Genomic DNA, 22971 nt, shown 5'->3' with positions numbered 1-22971 from the left:
CTCTTCTTTTTTATCACCAATTCACTGCTGAACATATATGGAAACTGATTCTCCACTTACATGGAACTGCCCCCATCCGTCCTTATTAATTGTTACAGTATTTGTTTGATTACCCGTCATATCGTACCATACTTCCCCTGCGTTATTCTTTCCAACTTCCATCCACTTTGATCCTCCTGGTCCATCTGAGATTAATGTTGCTAGACCGGAATCCACATGTACACCATCACCTTCTCTTGTCCATCCAATTACATCTGGATGGTCTAAATAATCATGCTGCGTACCATATGCAAAGTTTTTTCGTGCCGTCAAAATTGAATCAATTTTATCTTTTAACGCTGGAATTTCATAACTACTATTTCCGTTTGTCCCATAGTAATCACCATAGAAAACTGAAGGATAACCCTCTGCACGAGTTAAAATAAATGCATATGCCAACGGTTTAAACCACGGACTTACTACAGATTCCAATGACTGTCCAGGCTGAGAATCATGATTCTCAACGAGAGTAACTGCAAGTGCAGGGTGATTTTGCATGACTGTTCCATTTAAAATCGTTCTCATATCATAATTCCCATTTCCTTTTGAAGCATAATGAAAATTGTAATGCAGTGGTGCATCAAATACAGATTGATTATAATTGACCTTCGCTAAATAATTATTTAAGGTTTGAATATCATTTTGCCAATATTCAGCCACCGTAAACATTTCTTTCCCTGTTTGCTGTCTGACATGATTTACCCAATCCCGTAAATATTCATGATCAATATGTTTAACAGCATCTAAACGAAAGCCATCTAAATTTAATTCATTCGCATACCACGTCCCCCAATTTTTCATCTCATTCGCAACATCTGGATGATCAAAATCAAGATCTGCATACATTAAATAATCATAATTTCCATTCTCGCTAGACACTTCCCAGTCCCACGCTTTACCTATACCCCTAAATTTATAAATTCGATTTAATTTCCTTCCTTCATCCCAATCCGTTCCGTCAAAATGATACCATTTCCATTTGAAATTAGAATAAGTATCTCCGCGCCCGGGAAAGTTAAACCCCGTCCATGCATTAATTTCATAATCACCTGATACCTCAACATTTCGATTGTTACGGTCTACCTCAACAGCCGTTACATTTTCAGTATAATCTGCTCCACCTTTATGATTCATAACTACATCGCCGTATACATCGATGTTTTGCTTATGTAAAGCTTCGATTGCAGATTTCAATTGTGCTTTCGTCCCATATTTTGTTCGTACCGTTTCTTTTTGATTGAATTCCCCTAAGTCATATAAATCATATGCTCCATATCCTACGTCATTTTGCGTAGTTCCTTTATATGCAGGCGGTATCCAAACAGATGTAATTCCTTTCTGAGCTAAATTTCCAGCATCCGAATGCAAGCGGTTCCAATGATTCCCATCATTCGGAGCATACCACTCAAAATATTGCATTAACGTTCCATTGTTAACTGTATCTGCATACACTTTACTTCCCCCATGTATACTAGGTAAAAACAAAACAACCGATAAGCCGACTACTGTTATTTTTTTTAACATATTTACAACATCCCCTTCCGAGAAAACGTTTGCATAGTTTATCGAAATTATTATAATATTCGTTCTACAATTAGTAAAGTAGCAATCTCTCACTCTCCCACATTATTTTTTAGTCTAACTTCACATATTCACCAAATACTACACCATAGTTTTTATTTCACATCTTATTCAAGATTGTTTACAATTTATCTATAAAAGCATAACGGAGGGATTTATATGACGGACTTTCAGAAACAATTTTTTGCAAGATTACATATAGAAGAAATACACAAAGTTTCATTTGAAGATTTACCTAACATTATGTACGCGATGGCACAAACCGTCCCTTTTGAAAACTTAAACATTCTCGAAAACAACTTTACAGAAATATCAAAAGAAAATCTAAAAGAAAAAATTTTAGTAAACAACCGTGGCGGTCTTTGTTATGAACTCAATCCTACTATGTATTACTTCCTTAAAGACGCTGGATTTGATGTTCATCTCGTTTCAGGAACAGTGTACAATGCTGCAAATTCTATATGGGCTGTTGATTCTGGTCATATCGCAACCGTTTTAACACACCATAATGAACTTTATTTAATTGAAGTAGGATTCGGATCATACTTACCTCTTGCACCTGTCTCTTTCTCAGGTGAAGTCACTCACTCCGTCACAGGAGATTATCGTATTCGTAAAGAAATGACCGAAAAGGGAAACTATATTTTAGAGATGCGTAAAAACAATGAGTTTTTGGATCAATCTTCTGCTGATGATTGGACGTTAGGCTATGCATTTTATATAGAAGAAGTGGATGAAGAAAAAGCAAATACAGCACAAAAAATTATCATTGAACATGAGGGCTCTCCATTTAACAAAGTACCTCTTATTGTAAAACTAACTGAAGACGGGCATACATCTTTAACAAAGGATAGTCTGACAATAGCGAAAAACGGTAAAAAAACGAAAGAAAATGTTACAGATGTACAATATAAAAATCTTTTACATTCAAAATTCGGAATTACATTATAATTTTTTAAGCCTTGCCATTTTAGCAAGGCTTTTCATTTTCCAGCAGGGATTTTTTGCAATTTGTTGTATTTCATAGTTATATAAGAATATAACTACATATTTAGAAAGGAAATGATTATGACTGAACTTAAAGATCGACTACAAGTAGATGATAAAGAGAAATGGGATTTAACGGATATTTATCATACAATTGAAGATTGGGAAAGCGATTTTCATAAAATTGAAGTATTAACGAAAGAATTACACGAGTTTAATGGAAACATTCATGATGGCAATAGCTTATTAGCCTATTTAACAAAGAGTGAAGAAATTTCTAGCATAATATCTTTAATGTTCGCTTATGCACGATTACAATCTGACCTTGATACGCGCGATACTGACGCTCAATCTCTTGTCGATAAAGTATCACAATTACATGTGAAAGTAAGTGCGGCTAAATCTTTCTTTTCCCCATTCTTACTGAGCGTAGATGAAAACACATTACATTCTTACATAGAAGAAGCAGAAGGTTTACAATATTATAAAGAAGACTTATTTGAATTGTACCGTTATAAAAAACACGTCTTGAATAAGGACCAAGAAGAGATTTTATCACAAATGGGCGAAGCACTTTCCTCTCCTCAGCATACATACGGCATGTTAAATAATGCAGATATACTATTTGGTGAAGTGACTACTGATGAAGGAGAAAAAGTCACTCTAACACGCGGAATGTATGCAAAGTTAATAGAAGATGAAAATCGCGAGAAACGTAAAGAAGCCTATAAAGCTTATTACAAACCATACGTTCAATTAAAGAATTCTATCGCTTCTACTTTATCTGCTGCTATTAAAAATAATGTTACTGTTTCAAAGCTAAGAAAATATCCATCAGCTTTAGAAAAGTCATTATTTGGCGACATGGTTCCGAAAGAAGTTTATGAAAATTTAATTGAGACGACGAAAAAAAATATTCAATCACTACATACTTATAATGAACTTCGAAAAGAAAAATTAAATGTAGATGAACTACGTCAATACGACTTGGGCGTTGATTTAGTAGCTGGTGTAAAACAAGACATTCCATATGACAAAGCATTTGACATGATGATCGAATCACTAGCTCCATTAGGTGAAGAATATATTGAAACATTAAAAAGCTTTAAAGATAAACGCTATATCGACGTAAGAGAAACACCAGGAAAACGTTCCGGTGCTTATAACTTTGGTGTATACGGTGTTCATCCTTTCATTCTTTTAAATCATCACGATGATTTAAATAGCCTTTTCACTCTTACTCATGAATGTGGACACGGCATGCATACACATTACTCACATGGATACCAACCAAGAATTTCTGCACACTATACTATTTTTGTCGCAGAAGTCGCTTCTACAGTAAATGAAGTGCTATTAATTCATCATTTATTAAAAGAAGCAAAAGATGCTGCTGTACGTAATCATTTAGTAAACCATTTCATCGATAAATTTAAAGGCACTTTCTTTACACAAATCATGTTCGCTGAGTTTGAAAAAATCACACATACAATGGCTGAGCAAGGTAAACCATTAAATGCCCAAGTCTTTAGCGAAGTTTATGAAAACTTGTTTAGAGAGTATAATGGCGACTCTCTCGTATTTGATGAAGAAGTAAAATACGGATGGGCTAGAATACCGCATTTCTATCGTCCATTTTACGTGTACAAATATGCAACTGGATTCGCTTCTGCAATCCAAATTGCCGATAAGTTATTAAGCGGTGATCCAAATGCTCAAAAACATTATATTGAATTCCTTAAAGGCGGAAGTTCTGACTATCCATTAAACCTACTGAAAAAAGCTGGTGTTGATTTAACTACGCCAGAACCGATTGAAAGTGCACTAAATCGTTTCAGCTCACTTGTTGAAGAGTTTTCAGCATTATAAAAAGCATGCAGAGTATATACTCTGCATGCTTTTTTCATTTCGGTTACTTTATGCCAAATGTTGCTGCGTCACACAGTGAATCATGCCACCATACGCAAACAGTTCATTTACATAAATACCGACAATTCTTCTTCCTGGAAACTGCCCTTCAATGATTTGAAGCCCTAACTTGTCATGCTCATCTCCATATATAGGAACTAATACAACTTCATTTCCAATATAAAAGTTCAAATATGAGCCCTTACAGTCTGCTTCTTTTATCATTCTTCTCGTCACCGGTACTGGTATGAGTTGAAATGGTTTTCCATCTATATTTCTTGCTTGTCGTAATTCTTGATAATGCTTTTCGTACGCCTCCAAAAGGTAGGATTCGCCTTCCCCGAAAGGATCATATTCATAAAGAATTGTATTTTCATTTACAAAACGTGCTGCCCCATCAATATGGTAATCCGTATCTTCATCATAATTATCCTCACCACGAATGCCCGTTATCCATATAAAATTCGTTACCCCTAAATGCTTCGTTAACTCTATTTCAATCTCTTCCTGACTTAGTGTAGAATTTCGATTTTCATTTATAATAGAAGTTTTTGCCGCCATTAAGGTTCCATTTCCGTTTATCTCTATTCCCCCGCCCTCTAGACAGACACTAGCATTAACTTTTGGAACGCTATACGTTTCACTTATTTTCGCCGGAATAACAGCATCATTTTCATACGGATATTTCTCACCCCAGCCATTAAAAATCCAGTGTGTTAAGCAGAGATTTCCTTCCTTATCTTTTACAAAAATCGGTCCATTATCTCTTATCCAAATATCATCCGTTTCTTCAATTAAAAAATCAATTTTATTCATATCCACTTTCGCTTCCATTAACTTCGTTTGGACATGTACTTTTTCTTCCTCATCATATACAACAATATGCACATTTTCTCCGTAATGAAGCTCCTTTGCCATCGTTACCCAAATATCATCTAGCTTAGCTCTGTAACCTTCACCTCTATGAGCTTTATCATGAGGCCATTGGAGCCATGTCCCCTCATGCTTTTCCCACTCAGCTGGCATATAAAACAAACTATTTTCTATATTTCTCATACGTGTTCACCCCTTCTTCGAATGTAAGTTTAGTCTAAACTTTGACATCGTGTTAAGGTCAACAGAAATATATTCATGTACTTGTAACTACATTATAAGGTGTCTCTTTATTTCTCCTTGTGATACACTACTTCTCCTTGTAAAACCGTCACTAAAACTTTCGCATCTGGAATCTTATCGACACTCATTTTAGTAATATCTTCATTTAGTAATACCATATCGGCTGATTTACCTACTTCAATTGAACCTGTAATATTATCAAGGCCTAATGCTTTGGCGGGCTTAATCGTATAAGCATCAATAGCTGCATATATATCAGATAAGCCTTTCTCTTCAATACTTAGCGCATTCGAAATTGTCACAAGTGGATTTAGTTCATTTACATCCCAATCACTACTAAGTGATACATTTGCTCCTGTTTTCCAAATGCGTCCTAACGGCATAATTCGTTTCATCTGTTGATCTGAAAAATACGTACTTGCCCAGCTTTGTTTAGGATCTTCTGCAAAATCATGACCTACTTGGAAATCAGCGCTAACACCTAACTTAGCAAAACGTTTTATATCACTATCTTCTACCATTTCAACATGCGTCAGCGTATAAGGCTGATTCGCCCCTTCTTTTTTCGCTGCTTCAATTGCATTTAAACTCTCTCTTACCCCGCCATCTCCAATCGTATGAATGAGTGCACCGTAACCAAGTTTATTCAGTTCCGTCAACCACCACTTCATTTTCTCTTCTGGAATATAATTCAAACCGTACGGTGTTCCTTTAAACCACTCAAATTTATATTTTTCTAGTATTTTAGCAGTACTGTTAATGCTAATTCCATCACTATACATCTTCACTTGATTAATAAGCATTCGAGATGATACATCATCACGCTTATTTTTTTTGAAATACTCAATTTGTTCTGTTTCATTTAAGTTCGGATATACCCACGGACGCAGTACTACTCGTGACGTTAACTTTTTCTCATCGTTAACTTTATTCCAAACATCTAACCAGCCTCGTTTCCAGTAGAGACGTCCATCGCCGACTGTAGTAATACCATTCTTCGCAACCTCATCTAAACCGTCTAACAAACCTTCATAATTTTTTTCAAAGAGTTTAGGCTGAGAATTCCATGCTTTTTCCATTACGATATCCCCTGCTGTATCATACAGAAGCCCGAAAGGTTCTCCTGTTTCTGGATCCCGGATGATTCTTCCGCCTTGCGGATCTTTCGTCTCTTTATTTATTCCCGCTACTTCCAATGCTTTTGAGTTAACCCATACAGAATGAGAAGTTCTTTCCATAATTAATACCGGGTTATTAGGAAATAACTCATCAAGAACTTGTAATGGCGTTTGTTGTTCTGATTTTTCGTCCATATCTTTTAACAACTCTTCCAGACTAAATCCTGTTCCACTTACCCATTCGCCATCTTTCACATCTTTTTTACAAGCCTTTAAATACGAGCGTTGTTGTTGCAACGAAGCATCTGGTGAGACACTACAATTCCCTGCTGCTGGTGATTTCGCCTCAAATATATGATTATGATTGTCCACAAAACCAGGAAGAATAAAACGTCCTTGTAAATCCACCACTTTCGTATCTTCATTTATAAATTTTTCTACATCTTTGTTTGAACCAACAAATGTAATTTTCCCTTCTTTAACGGCTACAGCCTCTACAATGTCTTGCTTGCCATTTGAAGTATAGATTGTACCATTTTTAAACACTACATTTTTGGGCAATTCCTTAGGTAGAACAAAGCTACCATTCTCACCTTCTCCTCCAGGAGTACATGCTGAAACCCATGTCATACTTAGAATCAGGCAAATAATCATGATTGTTTTTTTCATATTCTTTCTCCTTTTTATTATGATGAATTACTTACATAAATAGAATAAGGATTGACATAATGTTAATGTCAATCCTTATCTTCAGTCTATTTTCATCACTAAAAAGCAAATTTGTGTCACATACTCCTCTACTAAACAATCACATTCAGATCCCTTGATGTAAACCTCATATGGTGAATCCTCTATTACATAACCATTTCTTTCAATCCATTTTTCTAACGCTATATAAGCGTAACCTATATAGTCGTAACTTCCATAATGCATAGTAGTAACGATTTGATGCGGATTTAATTTTTTTATTTCATATTCTTGTACTACGTCTTTATCGTTCTCATGCATAACTGGAATTCTTAATTCAATATCGCTTTCATTTGGGATATACTCTTCATCATAAAAAACTGTAGAAGGCGAGCCGACTATTTGGAAGTTATTCTTGTGTACTTTTTCATATAAGTCATAAAAATAATCATCCATATCATCTATATTTATTTGTAACCTTTGAGAAATTACTGTTATTTCATTTCTCTTCCCAATTAATATATCGTAATTTCTATGGCAAGCAGTATTTAAAGCAGAATTCATATTTACCATTTCATTCATTTCTGAAATAACCTGTAAATTTTGTTTTACTTCATGAGATAGCTCTATAATTTGTGCTTGCATATGTTTAATAAATGAATCTTGATCTGACGACTGAAGAATGATTTTAATTTTCGGTAGAGGGAACTTATACTCCCTTAACTTTTTTATTTTCAACGCTATTTCTAACTGCCCTTGCTCATAATATCTATACCCATTTTCCGGGTTCACATATGCGGGTTTTAATATATCTTCTTTGTCATAATGCCTTAGCATCCGTGTACTCATTTTACAAATCCGCGAAAACTCAGTAATTGTATACATATACTTACCCCTTGAATACATTTTCTTATACGCTTATTTTAAAACCAATCAAAAATCTTCCTAACTGAAAATTCTTCATTCTGATTCTTCAATTTTTTCATTTTTGAAGGTAACAAATGCGAAGGACAATACCACGTTAAACAATTAATTGCGCCTCCCATTGTCGATATTTCTCCTACATGAATTTGAATAGCTTGTTTCTCCGTATGCTGTTGAATATATCGTAACACTTCCCAATCTTTAGCTAACCCAAACTTCGGAACGTAAATCGTATCACATGTTTCTAACATATTTATATACAAACCTTTTGCCGACGCTATTTCTTGATCATATTGCCCTTTCTCTGTATATGACGATGGCACAACTATAAATTCAGCTTCTGGCATTTGCTCTTGAATAATCTCTTGAACATTATATCTAAATTCATGATCCCCTAAAAAATCACTAATAAACATCTTGTGTTCATCAATAAATTTAACCATTCCGTCTGCATGTGCAAGTACGTCCCCTTCTTCAGCAGGAATAATAATAACGCGGCTCACATCCAAATCCCATTCCAGTTGCTCTATAATTTCTTCTTCCGTCCAATCATAATTATCATCAAATATGCGTTCCGTTAATATAACAGTATCTTTTTTATTCCAAATAAGATTTCCACCGTCTAATATCAATGGAGATTTCACATATTCAAAGTCGTTCTTTTTCAACCATTTATTAAATTGTTGATCTAAATATCGCCATTGATCTTTCGGTAAGTAATTGGGTTGATATTTAAATTTAACTAAATGATTTGTGACGACTGGTGCAACATCTCTTAGCCAAATATCATCATACTCAAAAAAGCTTGTATGAAAATCTTGCTCTTCAACAGATAAAGAAACAAGTTGATCAGTAAATGATTTATTTTCATTTAAGTATTCATTAAAATAAATCAAATCCTCATAAAATGGACGATAATATTCATTTGATTTATCTGGAATTGCAGTGAAAATAATTCCATTTTGTTTTTGTTCCATATTATTTACCTCGCTTTTTAATAATGGTTGAATAACTAATTTCACTATGCCAACTACTTCTCTTTTCATAACAATTTTCGAAACGTGCACATTTCATGAATGGATTATAGCACGGAGAAATATTATATATTTATATAAAAAATATAAAGCTGTCATTAAGCCGTAAATTGACTCTTGACAGGATTTTAAAATACAATAATAGAAATTTATATGAAAATATGAAATTGAATAATAGCATCATAAATCCTATCATTATGAAGCTAGTTAAGATTATTCCTTTCAATACCCTTACTCCCTTTTCACAAAAAATAAAACATGACAAAATAGGTAAAAAGTAACAATTCACTTATTTTGTCCGTATGTTGCTACATTTCAATCGATTACTTCAATTGAATCGGTTGTTGCTGTGTCACACAATGAATCATACCGCCATTTTTATAAAGCTCTCTCACATCAATACCAACTACTTTACGATCTGGATATAACTTCTGAATCGTATCGTTTGCGATTTTATCATTCGGATCATTATAATTAGGCACCAATACCACTGTATTCCCAATATAATAATTAATATACGATCCCTTATAATCGAGAGCTTTTCCATTTTCTAAAATAACTTTCTCTTTACTAAGAGGTAAATATTCATACTTATATTTCTGTCCTGACGCATTTTTTGCATCTAACAATGTGTCCATATCTTTGTTTGATAACCCCCATTCGGCTAAGTCATCTTCTTTCATCGTTACAATGGTAGATTTACCATGAAATTTAGCAAATCCATCGATATGGAAATCAGTAATATCTAAATTAGGTACTCCGTCTAACCAAATAAAGTTTGTTACTCCAAGGTCACTTATATATTTTTCAATTTCCTTTTCTGATAAATCCGGATTTCTATTTTTATTTGTTACTGCACTTCGAGTTAATAAAGCAGTCCCATTACTGTCTAATTCAATCGCTCCGCCTTCCAGGACAAATTTCCCCCAATCAATCCTTTCAATCTCTAATTGTTTACTAACATTTTCACGTATACGAGCATCATTTTTATAAGGAGTTTTCTTTCCCCAACCATTAAATGCCGGATCTAATATTTTGAGATTTTTATTATTGTCATAAACAAAAATCGGTCCACTATCTCTTGCCCATACATCATCAGTAGGAGCGATAAAGAAATCAATTTTATCCATATTCAATCCTTTATCTATTAAAAGATTATTGATGCGCTCTTTCTCTTCCTCATCGTATGCAACAATATGGACTTTTTCACCCTCGGTTAAAGCACTTGCCATCTTAACCCAAATCGGTTCAATTTCCCGCTTATATTCTTGACCATATGTGTATTCATGAGGCCATTGCAACCATGTACCTTCATGCTTATCTTTTTCATCTGGCATCGTATATTTCCCAACTTTTTTCTGTACCTCTATTTTTTCATTCTCTTTCCCTTTTGCATTTTCATTACCACCTTCAAAAGAACAACCACTAATAATCGCCGTGGATAATGTAGCTATTAAGCAAAACTTTACTATTTTCTTCATTTTTTCAACCTCCTGTTCTTATCTCCAATAATATAAAGCTTCACATAGTGTGAAGCTCAAGCTTTTTCTTCAATGTAAAAATTCCCAATCACTCTTTACATTCCTATCATTTAACTACCTATATGTCTTTATTCAACTATCTTCCTTACCTATTTGTTTAGCACGCTGAACTTTACGAAATAAAAAAATCGGTATTGATAATTACATATCAATACCGATTTTAAAATTATTCTTTTCCTTCTATTAAATCATTCGCCATTTTCCTAAACTCTTGGTTAAATGCATCACTCATACCATTTTGAACGTTAGAGAATAATATGACAAACGTTCTTTTATCCCAGTTAAAATTATTAAAAGTATTCCATCCTGATAATACGCCGTGGTTATGATAATAATCTGGATACGTATAGAAACTAAATCCATATTTTCTTGCAGGTGATGCAGTAAACATATCTAATACACTTTGTTTAGATAGCAGTTTTCCATCCATAATAGCCTCATCTAATCTTTTCATATCTTCAACAGTCGTATACATTTCACCACACCCATACAACCAGCTCATTTTTAAGCGGGGTGCAGCTATTAACTCATTATCTTTTCTCGTATAACCTTCTGCTAAAAAAATATCTTCTGGGAGAGTTGCACCCATTCCGGATTCATGCATTTCAACAGGGGTAAAAATATTTTCTTTCACATATTCAGCAAGTGGTTTATTTGCTATTTTTTCTACAATATACGCAAGTACCATATAATTATAATCTGTATATCGCCATCCTGTCCCTGCAGGGAATTGTAATTTTTGCGCCCCAATCCACGTTACTAACTTTAGTCGTGACGCCGCATCAACCCTACCTTGTCCCTGATCTGGTAACCCTGACGTATGTGTTAACAAATTTCGCAACGTAATGTTTTTATCTGCCGGAAACGATGGAATATACTTATTTACATTGTCTTCAATATTTAACTTCCCTTTTTCTTTTAGCTGCATAATAGATATTGCAACGACTGTTTTCGTAATAGAACCAATGCGATATTTCGTTCTTGGCGTTGTTACTACTTTATCTTCCACATTCGCATACCCATAACCTTTTCGTAAAATCACATGATCTTTACTAGCTACAAGAACACTCCCATTAAATCCTTTATCTTTTAAATATTGATCTAGCTTTCCAGCTGCAACTTCATAACGCTTTTTCTCATTTGCATCAACTTCCTGCATATTGCCCTTTTGCTTACTATTTACATTAGAAAATGCTTTTATATCATATTTCTTACCTTTATTTGCATGTATTAGTGCAACGACACTCCCACAAAAAATAGCAAAAATAAAGAAAACAATTAACCATTTCTTTAGCATAATAGGAACCCTCTTTTATCTAGTTTCACTTAACGCGCATCCATTCTATTCTATATCTATTAATTTTCAGATACTTTATATTATTATCTATCTATTATTCACCTTATTAAACTAGATTCCTTTTTCTCATATTCAGTTTTTGACTACTCTCTATTGTATTTCTTTCTTGCAAAATTTCCACCTTACAATCGGATACACCCTACTATAATTTCAATATCTTATGTAACATTTGTTACACATTATCAAAAAGGAGTTATAAACATGAAAAATACTGATAAACGCAATCGTTTAGATGATATGATGTTTCATTACAGGGTAACAAAAAATAACATAGTTTTAATTGAATATTATGGGAAACAAATTATGATATTAAAGGGAAATGCTGCTGAAAAATTTTTAAACAAAATAAATCTTACACATAACGATACAGAAAGACAACTCATTATGGCTAAAGTGACAGGCAATTTCAAAAGAGGTAACGAACGTCAATGAAAACGAATCTCATTTATATTTTGATTATACAACATATAAAAAAAGAAATGTCGCTCATTCGGCATTTCTTTAGATTTTCTTCATATAAAATTTACATTGCTAACTTTCTTTTATTTTTTTGTTTTTACGATATAAACTCACTGCCGAGATACTTAATAATATTACTATACACAACCACGCATACGTATACCCTTTCTCATCGACAATATAACCAAATAAAGCAGGTGCAACAATAATCGCTATTTGATTGAATGTAAGTGCCCAACTAACTGTTATTCCAACAGATTCTTCACTTGCCAATTCAGCAACTTCGACGATAAAAAGACTAAACCAACCAATTGAAAAGAAGCCTAACAATGCGCTTACACCATACAATACTCCGCTCGTTACTGTATGTATGCTCATTACTAACAATAGAATCAAACCAATAGAAGCACAGACAGCTATAAATAAAGGCTTATGCCGATCCCCCTTATAAAACAAATCACTACTAGCTGCTAATACAACACGGCCAATCATTCCAGAAAAGAACATCACTGAAAATACTGTTCCGGCTACAATAGATGTAATGGATTCTTCCCTTACTAAAAATTTCATGAAGTGCCCAACTAATACCATTTGCAATGAAATCATGCAAATACCTGTTATATATATTGGATACAACTCTTTTTTACATATCACTACTCTTAGCTCCGTCCAAAAAGAAACTTTAATATATTCTTTCCTTGCATCCTCTTGAACATGTGGCTCTTTATAAAACATAAAAAATATTATTCCTCCAATTATACAAATGCATGCCATACTATTTATCGCGTAAGTCACATTATATTGTATTGTTAGAAACGGGATTAGCACTCCCGCTAATGCGCCACCAATCGGTATACCCGCTTGCCTTATTCCCATTGCTAATCCACGATTTTCTTTTGGGAACCATTTTAAAATCACTTTACTTCCTCCCGGCTGGGACACACTATAAAACACTCCTACTAATAAAAGTACAAATAGCAGACCATTAAACCCGTTTACTATATTAGTTAGTAAAAACGAACTCCCTAGCAAAAATGAACTGATAGAAATTAATAATTTTTCATTATATTGATCCAGTAACCGACCGACAAAAAGCATGCAAAATAACGGTCCAATATTTACAACACTTACTAACAATCCACTCTCCGTATTCGTAAGCGCATATTCTTCTTTCCAAAATAAAGCGAAAGCTCCGACACCATATGTTATAAGCGTCGCGGTTGTTTGAGCAATCGTCGCAACAATTAACATCATCCACTTATAAGCACTATTCATCCTCTCTTCGATTAACAAAATAACCCCTCCCCTCTTCCATTGTATGAAAGTTTTGATATCATATAAAATAAAGATTCATCATATAATCCATCAAAAAAAATGATACCTTTTCGGAGGGATGATGCGTGGACATAAAAGATTTAACTGTATTTTACGAAGTTGCAAAGAAAAGTAATATTTCTCATGCAGCGAAAAATTTGAACTATGTACAATCAGGCGTAACAATGCGTATGAAACAACTAGAAAATGAATTAGGTGTACCTTTATTTTATCGTAACGGAAAAGGTGTAACTTTAACTTCTAACGGTGAGATTTTATTAACATATGCCAAACAAATTATCCACTTAATGGATCAATCTATAAAAGCGGTTCAAAGTAATGGAACTGATCCTAAAGGTACTTTGAAAATTGGGTGTACAGAATCTACAACCGCGGTAAGGCTGCCATCTATATTAACGGCCTATTATGAAAAATACCCAGAAGTCGAATTGATTTTAGAAACAAATACGTCCGAACAACTAATTAGGCTAGTGCTAGAACGAAAACTAGACGGAGCATTTATAGCAGGATTTACTCAACATACTGAACTTCATACAAATATATTTCGTGAAGAAGAATTAGTCCTCATTAGTAAAAAACCTTTATCCTCTATTAAAGACATAGGAGATATGAATTTACTCGCTTTTAGTCAAGGTTGCTATTATAGAAATTTATTAGAAGACTTGCTTCAAGAAGAAGGCATCTCACCTAAACGAGTTTTAGAATTTGGAACAATTGAAGCAATACTCGCCTGTGTAAAATCAAATATGGGCGTAGCGATTATGATGAAATCAATTTTAAAGGGGCATGAACATAACTTATCATTCAATCCTTTACCAAATAAATTCAAAAAAATTCCTACTTCTTTTATTACTAGGAACGATATATTTCGCTCCGCTGCATTACAAAAATTTATGGAGATGGTTTAACAATGCGTGAAAAGAAAATACGTGGGATGAATCGTAAAACAAACACGATGATACAGCGAATTGAAGAACATACAAAAACGTTCCCTTCTGCTTTCTATAACGATGAATATTGGTATATGCCTTTACCAGTTTCCCAAGCTTTTATCGATTCGTGTAAAACACCTAGAAAAGTAAAACGATTGTGTATACAAACCTTATTAAATCAAGCACAGCATTTAATAAAAAAAAAACCGAGCGATACACATACATATCGAGTTGTTGTTTTAATTTCTATAGAAAGTTTGTGGGATTCGCAGATTATTATATTTAAAAATGCGGGGTACTTTCATAATTTCTTTAATAGAAATAGTGAATTTCAAAAATGGATCCCACTTTCAAATGAGTCTGATTTTTGGAAGACATGGGGAATGTCAATTTGCCCCCCCTTCCAAACCTTGCACTTCCAAGAGATCATTTATGATGAGGATACAATCGATGAAAAAGAAATTTGGTTTATTGGAGAGTTATCTTAAAAGGGGAACTTTCTAATTAGAAGCTTCCCTTTTTTCACTTAACAAAATCGCTATATAATGAATTTGTCATTTTACTATATAGGAGGTTTTCAAATGGTAATCCCTAAATATCCTGATGTCCCTACTCTTACGAAAAAACAAATCAATCAAATTACAGAAATCACTTTTCTAAAAGAAATTACACCACAAAAATGTGATGCCATTTTCGTTTTCGGTGGTTCTCATCCTGGCAATTGGCAAGCTCCTCTAAAAGCTTATCAACAAGGTTTAGGAAACCAAATTATCGTTACAGGTGGTACTAGTTTGCATGGCATGAAACATCCGAGCTGGAATTACGGGGATTTATCAGAAGCAGAAGTAATTGTAAATAAATTAATTGAACATGGCGTACCAAAAGACGCTATCCTATTCGAGACAAGCTCCCTCCATTCTATTGCTAATGTAATTGAAGCGAAAAGGATTTTTGATTTCACAAAAATTAATCGGTTACTCTTTGTATGTAAAAGTTTAGGAGCTGGTCGACAATATAGAGTATTAAAAAAACATCTACCTAATACTGTTACTTGTATTCCATTTACATTTGATACAAGTTTCGATGGTGAGTTTATAATTAATAGATATAACTGGATGGAAAATGAAAAGAGTCGCTCCATGATTTTTGGAGAATACTTGAGAAATGTTTGCTACGGTAAAAAAGGCGGTATTGAACCACCTGAAAAAGAAGTTCAAGGTTTAGAGGAATATGTATCCTACTACTATAATCTAGCATAATAGAAAAGGTATACCTAAAACAATGGTATACCTTTTCTCCTATTTATCCCGCTTTAATGGGCAGTAAGACCCACACTGATTAAAGTTTCACTTTATTTTTCCTTTAACACACTATGTAATCGATCAGGATAATTTGTAAACATTCCTGTAGCACCCCATTTAATTAACAATCTCATATCTGGTTTCTCATTAATTGTATACGGGTGAATTAACAGTCCATTTTTCCTAGCCATTTTCATATATGACTCATCAATAATTAGTTCTCCGTTATCATTACGTAAGTTTGGCCCAATACCAACTGCATACTTTTTAATTTCTTGAAAATCATCATTCGTTACACTTTTCGGTTCATGTGTAATTCCAGACCATTCAACAATCTCATTGTTTTCATTTGGATAATACCAAAGCAATTGAACTAACGGAATATTTTTATTCATACTATGAATCTTTGTTAAACTATCTTTACTAAATGATTGAATCATAACACGACTAGAAGACGTGTTTTGACCTACTAAATTATATTTATTTAACAACGCTAACAATTTTTCTTCCATTCCTGGATACACATCTGGTGATTTTGTTTCAATGTAATACTTCATGCTTCTTCCGTACTTTTGGAAGATTTCTTCAAGAGTCGGAACTTTTTGCCCAACATACTCTTGCTTAGCCTTTTCTGGATAAGCTTTATTGAACCAAGATCCTGCATCTAAGCTCTTTATTTCACTTAATGTTTTATCTCGTACTTCACCTGTACTATTTGTAGTGCGATCAACTGCTGTATCATGCATTGCAATTAATTGGCCGTCCTTAGTTAACTGAATATCTAACTCCAAATAATCCGCTTTCATTTTTTTCACAAGATCATAAGAAGCAAAAGTATGCTCAGGTGCATGTCCACTTGCTCCGCGATGTGCAATGTTTAAAAACTTATTCGTATTCCATCCATGCTTCCCTTCTGCTTTTGCATGAACAGCTCCCCCAGCATAGATACTTCCCATCATAAAGAAAATAACTAACACGCTAATAATTTTTCTCATCCTTCTAACCCTTCCTACGTTGCAAATTTCAACAAGTTAATGAGATTTACACGAAATAGAAGATATACTTTCATTATTTTTATAAGCTTATATTAAAATTCCAATCTTACAAATACAATTCCCCTATGTTATTACTATACTATTTATTTTCCATATCCCTCCTATTCACATGTAACTCCTTATTGATTACAGTTCATCAATAAAAAAAAGCCATAATTTATTTAGAGGACACTTCTGTATCCCTAAATAAATTTATGGCTTATCTCAAATATCTCCGGCCTCGATTAACTTGTCGAAATTAATCATACCAAACCTATTAATATTTGTGAATATTATTTTTTCAGTAAAATGAAGTATATAAGACAATGCTTCCATAGTTACCTAAAAATCACATAATAAATTACTCATTACCTCCCCCAGCATTACATCTGGATTTACCACTGCTGTTTCCGAACGCCATCCAATAAAGCCATCTGGTCTAATCACTACAGCTCCTTCATTCTCTAAACCATATAATTCACGAAAAACATTTTCTTGAGCAATAAAGTCTCCGGTTAAACCTACTCGATACACTTTTATATTTATTCCTAATTCAGCTGAAACATCTTGTGCACAATCGGCCCAAGCGCGATTTTCTGCTCCAATAAGTAACACAAAATCATTTCCTAATAAATCAAGTATAGAAATTTCTTTTCCATCATACGTTCCACAAAAGTGTGGTGCTCGCGTTCCAGGTCTTCCATTCAACTCTACGATATCCATTCTATGTGGAGTAGCTGAGTCATCTACTATCGCTTCAGAACAATACTGATACCCAACAGTTACAGCTAACCCATCCATATTATTCAAACTGCCTTCCTCTCTATTCGCAGCACGGAACAATAAACTACTCGCATACTCCGTCGTTAATTTTGCAACAGGATATCTCTCTTGATGATATGTTTCTAACAATTTTGGATTTGCTTTCCCTTTTATAACAGCCGCTAATTTCCAAGCTAAGTTATGCGCATCTTGTATGCCTGTATTTGAACCAAATCCTCCAGTTGGTGGCATAATATGTGCTGAATCACCAACTAAAAAGATTCGATTATCTTGAAATTTCACGGCTGTACTTTCGGTCGCTTCCCACGGTAAAACACTTACTATTTCTGACTCGATTTTTGTACTTCCAATTGCTGTTTGAATGATTTGTTTACAACGTTCTATAGTGAAGTCATCTGGTCGCTCTCCTTTTAATGGATCGTAGGATACATGGTAAATCCATCTTCTTTCGTTATCAACTGGAATAAGCGCACCAAGAACTTCCGGATGAAGTACCATAGTAAAACCAAATGCATCTCCCTGTATAAACTCACTTAAATCCGCTTCAAAATAAATATTCATATAATAGCCGCCGATTGTACCTCGTCCCTCAGTACTTATCCCTAGATGCTCACGTATTTTACTTTTTACCCCATCTGTTGCAATTACATAGTCACAATGAATAATACTTTCTTCTTCCTTTTCACGATTCCGAATCGTCGCTATTACTCCATGCTCATTTTGTTCATAAGAAACTAATTCATGATAAAAAGATAATTCTCCGCCTAATGATCTCGCTTTTTGTAACATCATCTCTTCTAAAGTAATTTGATAACACGCCGTTTGTTTTGATGGACTAATCTCTTCTATTTTTTGAAGTAACTTTTCATCGTTTCCATACTGAGTCGCCCTCATTTGTGCCAATTCTTCCTTATTCGCCTCAGCTATTGTTTGAACTGCTATTCTTCCCCGACAATTTTCTAACGCTTTCCCCGCCGATCTAATTCTTTGTTCTAAACCTAATTCTCGAAATAACTCCATCGTACGAAAAGTGATTCCACCTGCTTTTGGATGAATTGCAGTAGACGGGTGCCTTTCAATCAGTAAATAATCAACGCTATGTTTTGCAAGGAATAGCGCAGATGCTAATCCTGTTAATCCTCCTCCAACAATTAAAACTGGTACATCATTCGATTTCATATATTTACCCTCCACATCATTGTTCTGAGCTCAGTGACATAAATATAATCAAAAAAACAACAAAGATATAGACTTATATTTCATTTTAAATTATCATATAGATAGATTACGCCCCAAATTACTTTTACTTTTTCATACATCTATAATCTATTTGAATTATGCATATATGAAAGAGTAAAACGAAACAACTCACTTTAGTAAACACCAACATAATAAAAACATGATAAGCGGTTGTAACCCTATAAATTATAAAGGGTTACAACCGCTTAATTTTTTCGTCAATGGCTTAACCTTACTCATCTGTAAACAACGTATTATTAAATCCTTTTCTATCCTCTACCATTTTCAACACATAAAATTTCATTCGTCTCGATTTTCTTTCCCAATATTGCAGCTCATTCAACAATCATGTAGCATTACCTTATTGACATAATGGTTCATCATCTTAAACCTTTCGACTAATTACCAGGAGGTAAAGTAATTGAAATGAATAAACAAGAACAATTAAATGTTATAAAAAAAGATTTTATTGATTCTCAAAAAGTATTATTGGCAATTGGCGATGAAACACGTCAAACTATTTTGTTCGTTCTCATGGAAACGGAATGTCAAACCGGATTACGTGTAGGCGAAATTACGAAAAAAACACACCTTTCTCGACCAGCGGTATCACATCATCTTAGAATTTTACGAGAAGCCGGTATTATTTTAATGCGAAAAGAAGGTACAAAAAACTTTTATTATATTGATATACGTACAAAATTAGGTGTATTAAAAAATCTTGTATTAGATATTGAAAAGCTATTGCACAACTTTTATTGAAGTTTGGAGGTATAAGAAATGAAAGCAATGATAATTGATAAATACGGGAAAGTTCCAATGCGTATGGCAGAGGTACCTACTCCTGAAATAAATGAGTATGAAGTGCTCGCAGAAATTCATGCAGCTAGTATTAACCCAATTGACTTTAAAATACGCGATGGAAAGGTAAAGATGTTACTTAAATATGAAATGCCCCTAATCCTTGGGAATGACTTTTCCGGTGTCATCGTAAAGGTTGGATCAAAAGTAACTCACTTTAAAGTCGGTGATGAAATATATGCACGCCCAAGAAAAAATAAGATCGGTACTTTCGCGGAATATATAGCCATTCATGAGGATGACGTAGCCTTAAAACCTAAAAATTTAAGTTTTGAAGAAGCAGCATCAATCCCTCTTGTTGGCTTAACATCCTATCAAGCATTACATGACATCATGCACTTACAAAAAGGACAAAAGATATTAATCCACGCTGGTTCCGGTGGTGTTGGTACTTTTGCAATTCAGTTAGCAAAAATAATGGGAGCTACCGTTACAACAACTGCTAGTGAAGCTGGTTCTGATTTAGTAAAGTCTCTTGGCGCAGATGAAATTATTAATTACAAAACAGAAAAATTTGAAGAAATGCTAAAAGATTATGATGCAGTATTTGATACAATCGGCGGGACAACACTTGAAAAATCATTCAATATTATAAAAAACGGCGGCAACATCGTTTCCGTTTCAGGAATGCCAAATGCTCGTTTCGGTAAAGAATTTGGTTCCGGATTTTTCAAAACGCTCTTATTTTCATTAGCAAGTAGAAAACTTACTGCACTTGAAAAAAAGCATAATGCGCAATATTCATTTTTATTTATGAAACCAAGCGGAGATCAATTACGTACTATCGCAAACTATATTGAAGCTGGTGAAATCAAACCGATAATCGATCGAGTTTTCCCTTTTGAAGATGCTCAAAAAGCAATGGAATATTCAGAGGCTGGAAGAGCAAAAGGAAAAATAATCGTAAAAATAAAATAAATATAAAAACTCCATTTTTTTAAAATGGAGTTTTTATATTTGCTGTTAAATAGACATAGTGCAATGAAGTCCTTACAATAGATTGCAAGGGGAAATATCATATTATACTTTTAGCTAACTTTACAAAGAATACATACGTACAAATACATAATAAAAAAATAAACAAGGAGGAGATAAAATGACTAAAAATAATGAAGCTGGTTGGAATTTAGATAATAGTTATACGACTCTGCCGCAATCATTTTATACAGAAATCCCCCCTACTCCCGTAAGTTCACCGGAGCTAGTTAAACTAAACCATTCACTAGCAATATCTCTTGGCTTTAATCCTGAAGAATTGAAAAAAGAAGTTGAGATTGCAGTTTTCGCTGGTAATGCACTCCCAGAAGGAGCTCACCCATTAGCACAAGCGTATGCCGGTCATCAATTCGGACATTTTAATATGTTAGGCGACGGTCGTGCTCTTTTAATTGGCGAACAAATTACTCCTTCAGGTAAACGTTTTGATATTCAGCTAAAAGGTTCTGGCCCTACTCCGTATTCACGCCGCGGTGATGGTCGTGCTGCACTCGGTCCGATGCTACGTGAGTATATTATTAGTGAAGCAATGTATGCACTCGATATTCCGACTACTCGCAGTTTAGCAGTTGTCACAACTGGCGAGCCAACATATCGTGAAACAAAGTTACCTGGAGCAATTTTAACTAGAGTCGCTAGCAGTCATATACGTGTCGGCACATTTCAATATGCTGCAGCTCGTGGTTCTATCGAGGATCTTCAATCACTAGCTGACTATACAATAAACAGGCATTATCCAGAAATTGAGGCTCATGAAAACCGATATACTGCATTACTACAAGAAGTTATAAAGAAACAAGCAAGTCTCATCGCTAAATGGCAACTTGTTGGATTTATTCACGGCGTCATGAACACTGACAATATAACAATCAGTGGGGAAACGATTGATTACGGCCCTTGTGCTTTTATGGACAATTACGACCAAGGAACTGTATTTAGCTCTATCGATACACAAGGTCGCTACGCATATGGAAATCAGCCATATATGGCCGCATGGGATCTGGCACGATTAGCAGAATCTTTAATACCGATTCTGCACGAAGATGAAGAAGAAGCATTAAAAATTGCTCAAGACGAAATTTCTAAATTTAGCGTACAGTATGAAAACCAGTGGTTCCTTGGAATGAAAAAGAAATTAGGACTATTTAGCAACGAGGAACACGATCACTCCCTTATTGAGCAACTTTTAAAAATGATGGAGAAACATAAAGCAGATTACACAAATACATTCCGTTCATTAACTCTTGATCCGATCGAAAATACAGCTCTATTTGAGAGTCCTGAATTTAAAGAATGGTACAAACTGTGGCAATCTCGATTAGAAAGACAAGAAGAATCGAGAGAAAACGCCTACGAAATGATGAAAAATAATAACCCATCCATCATCCCAAGGAACCACCGTGTAGAAGAAGCACTAGAAGCAGCTGTCACAAATGGCGACTATAGCGTAATGGAGAAACTTCTTGAAGCGCTATCCAATCCTTATGCTTATACTACAGATCATGAAGAATACTGCGTTCCACCTGTACCGACGAATCGTCCTTATCGTACTTTTTGTGGGACTTGATTGTTTAATATCTTTTAATGTGCTTTCAATTTTTGAAGGCACATTTTTTAACATAAGCATAAATCGTACATATATCACTATTCCAATCCTATTAATTGATTATCTTCGTGAAAAATGTTGAGAAATATAAGTTTTTCTTTTTAGTATTATTATTTTTGTTATTATTATTTAT

The 22971-nt window shown here is 34.2% G+C and carries 19 protein-coding genes; 9 read left to right on the top strand and 10 right to left on the bottom strand.

The genetic code is table 11. The features are described 5' to 3' along the window. Nucleotides 1-21: 21 nt before the first annotated feature. On the bottom strand, nucleotides 22-1563 hold the full coding sequence (amyS, locus tag MR115_RS15755; RefSeq protein WP_242241912.1) for an alpha-amylase: 1542 nt from the start codon (nucleotides 1561-1563) through the stop codon (nucleotides 22-24). Nucleotides 1564-1779: 216 nt separating this feature from the next. Between amyS and MR115_RS15750 the strand changes: the two genes are divergently transcribed. Both MR115_RS15750 and pepF read left to right on the top strand, forming a co-directional pair. Beyond that, complete coding sequence (locus MR115_RS15750; protein ID WP_242241911.1) at nucleotides 1780-2571, top strand: arylamine N-acetyltransferase family protein; 792 nt, start codon at nucleotides 1780-1782, stop codon at nucleotides 2569-2571. 117 nt (nucleotides 2572-2688) lie between these two features. After that, the gene (gene pepF, locus MR115_RS15745; protein ID WP_242241910.1) at nucleotides 2689-4476 is read left to right on the top strand and encodes an oligoendopeptidase F; all 1788 of its coding nucleotides are present in this window, start codon (nucleotides 2689-2691) and stop codon (nucleotides 4474-4476) included. A 48-nt stretch (nucleotides 4477-4524) separates the two neighbouring features. On the opposite strand, the gene MR115_RS15740 is transcribed toward pepF, so the two are convergent. The 6 genes from MR115_RS15740 to MR115_RS15715 all read right to left on the bottom strand — a co-directional run bounded on the left by MR115_RS15740 (nucleotide 4525) and on the right by MR115_RS15715 (nucleotide 12232). Next, entirely contained in the window at nucleotides 4525-5571 is a 1047-nt protein-coding gene (locus tag MR115_RS15740; protein ID WP_242241909.1) for an agmatine deiminase family protein, read from the bottom strand. A 107-nt stretch (nucleotides 5572-5678) separates the two neighbouring features. After that, the gene (locus tag MR115_RS15735) at nucleotides 5679-7418 is read right to left on the bottom strand and encodes an amidohydrolase (RefSeq protein WP_242241908.1); all 1740 of its coding nucleotides are present in this window, start codon (nucleotides 7416-7418) and stop codon (nucleotides 5679-5681) included. A gap of 81 nt (nucleotides 7419-7499) precedes the next feature. Next, nucleotides 7500-8321: a MerR family transcriptional regulator gene (locus tag MR115_RS15730; protein WP_098586485.1), complete on the bottom strand. Its 822-nt coding sequence runs from the start codon at nucleotides 8319-8321 to the stop codon at nucleotides 7500-7502. A gap of 38 nt (nucleotides 8322-8359) precedes the next feature. Continuing rightward, the gene (locus MR115_RS15725) at nucleotides 8360-9337 is read right to left on the bottom strand and encodes an agmatine deiminase family protein (RefSeq protein ID WP_242241907.1); all 978 of its coding nucleotides are present in this window, start codon (nucleotides 9335-9337) and stop codon (nucleotides 8360-8362) included. A 380-nt stretch (nucleotides 9338-9717) separates the two neighbouring features. After that, complete coding sequence (locus MR115_RS15720; RefSeq protein WP_242241906.1) at nucleotides 9718-10875, bottom strand: agmatine deiminase family protein; 1158 nt, start codon at nucleotides 10873-10875, stop codon at nucleotides 9718-9720. Nucleotides 10876-11101: 226 nt separating this feature from the next. Then, nucleotides 11102-12232 (bottom strand): serine hydrolase domain-containing protein, encoded by a 1131-nt coding sequence (locus MR115_RS15715; protein WP_063262544.1) that lies wholly within the window; start codon nucleotides 12230-12232, stop codon nucleotides 11102-11104. Nucleotides 12233-12493: 261 nt separating this feature from the next. Between MR115_RS15715 and MR115_RS15710 the strand changes: the two genes are divergently transcribed. After that, nucleotides 12494-12724 carry a hypothetical protein gene (locus MR115_RS15710; RefSeq protein ID WP_242241905.1) on the top strand — a complete coding sequence of 77 codons (231 nt, stop codon included), beginning with the start codon at nucleotides 12494-12496 and terminating at the stop codon, nucleotides 12722-12724. 99 nt (nucleotides 12725-12823) lie between these two features. Here the strand turns inward: MR115_RS15710 and MR115_RS15705 are convergent, their stop codons facing one another. After that, nucleotides 12824-14044, bottom strand: a complete 1221-nt coding sequence (locus MR115_RS15705) for an MFS transporter (RefSeq protein ID WP_242241904.1) — start codon at nucleotides 14042-14044, stop codon at nucleotides 12824-12826. Nucleotides 14045-14151: 107 nt separating this feature from the next. On the opposite strand from MR115_RS15705, the gene MR115_RS15700 reads away from it, so the two are divergent. The 3 genes from MR115_RS15700 to MR115_RS15690 all read left to right on the top strand — a co-directional run bounded on the left by MR115_RS15700 (nucleotide 14152) and on the right by MR115_RS15690 (nucleotide 16277). After that, nucleotides 14152-14994 (top strand): LysR family transcriptional regulator, encoded by an 843-nt coding sequence (locus MR115_RS15700; protein ID WP_242241903.1) that lies wholly within the window; start codon nucleotides 14152-14154, stop codon nucleotides 14992-14994. Nucleotides 14995-14996: 2 nt separating this feature from the next. Then, nucleotides 14997-15506: a DUF3916 domain-containing protein gene (locus tag MR115_RS15695; RefSeq protein WP_242241902.1), complete on the top strand. Its 510-nt coding sequence runs from the start codon at nucleotides 14997-14999 to the stop codon at nucleotides 15504-15506. Nucleotides 15507-15599: 93 nt separating this feature from the next. Then, a complete protein-coding gene (locus MR115_RS15690; protein ID WP_242241901.1) occupies nucleotides 15600-16277 on the top strand; it encodes a YdcF family protein in 678 nt (225 codons plus the stop codon). Between the two features lie 92 nt (nucleotides 16278-16369). Here MR115_RS15690 and MR115_RS15685 read toward each other — a convergent pair whose 3' ends face one another. Together MR115_RS15685 and MR115_RS15680 are read right to left on the bottom strand one after the other, a co-directional pair. Further along, nucleotides 16370-17314 carry a glycerophosphodiester phosphodiesterase gene (locus tag MR115_RS15685; protein WP_242241900.1) on the bottom strand — a complete coding sequence of 315 codons (945 nt, stop codon included), beginning with the start codon at nucleotides 17312-17314 and terminating at the stop codon, nucleotides 16370-16372. Between the two features lie 381 nt (nucleotides 17315-17695). After that, nucleotides 17696-19315, bottom strand: coding sequence for an FAD-dependent oxidoreductase (locus MR115_RS15680; RefSeq protein WP_242241899.1), 1620 nt, complete (start codon nucleotides 19313-19315; stop codon nucleotides 17696-17698). A 486-nt stretch (nucleotides 19316-19801) separates the two neighbouring features. Between MR115_RS15680 and MR115_RS15675 the strand changes: the two genes are divergently transcribed. The 3 genes from MR115_RS15675 (at nucleotide 19802) to MR115_RS15665 (ending at nucleotide 22799) form a co-directional block, all read left to right on the top strand. Beyond that, the gene (locus MR115_RS15675; protein WP_098375137.1) at nucleotides 19802-20137 is read left to right on the top strand and encodes an ArsR/SmtB family transcription factor; all 336 of its coding nucleotides are present in this window, start codon (nucleotides 19802-19804) and stop codon (nucleotides 20135-20137) included. Between the two features lie 18 nt (nucleotides 20138-20155). Further along, nucleotides 20156-21154: an NADP-dependent oxidoreductase gene (locus tag MR115_RS15670; protein WP_242241898.1), complete on the top strand. Its 999-nt coding sequence runs from the start codon at nucleotides 20156-20158 to the stop codon at nucleotides 21152-21154. Nucleotides 21155-21332: 178 nt separating this feature from the next. Then, a complete protein-coding gene (locus tag MR115_RS15665; RefSeq protein WP_242241897.1) occupies nucleotides 21333-22799 on the top strand; it encodes a protein adenylyltransferase SelO in 1467 nt (488 codons plus the stop codon). The last annotated feature ends 172 nt before the right edge of the window (nucleotides 22800-22971 follow it).

The sequence above is a fragment of the Bacillus cereus group sp. BfR-BA-01309 genome (genome assembly GCF_022664315.1).
GTDB lineage: Bacteria > Bacillota > Bacilli > Bacillales > Bacillaceae_G > Bacillus_A > Bacillus_A mobilis.
The sequence above is the reverse complement of the archived record's forward strand: the minus strand, read 5'-3'. Positions and strand labels throughout refer to the sequence as shown.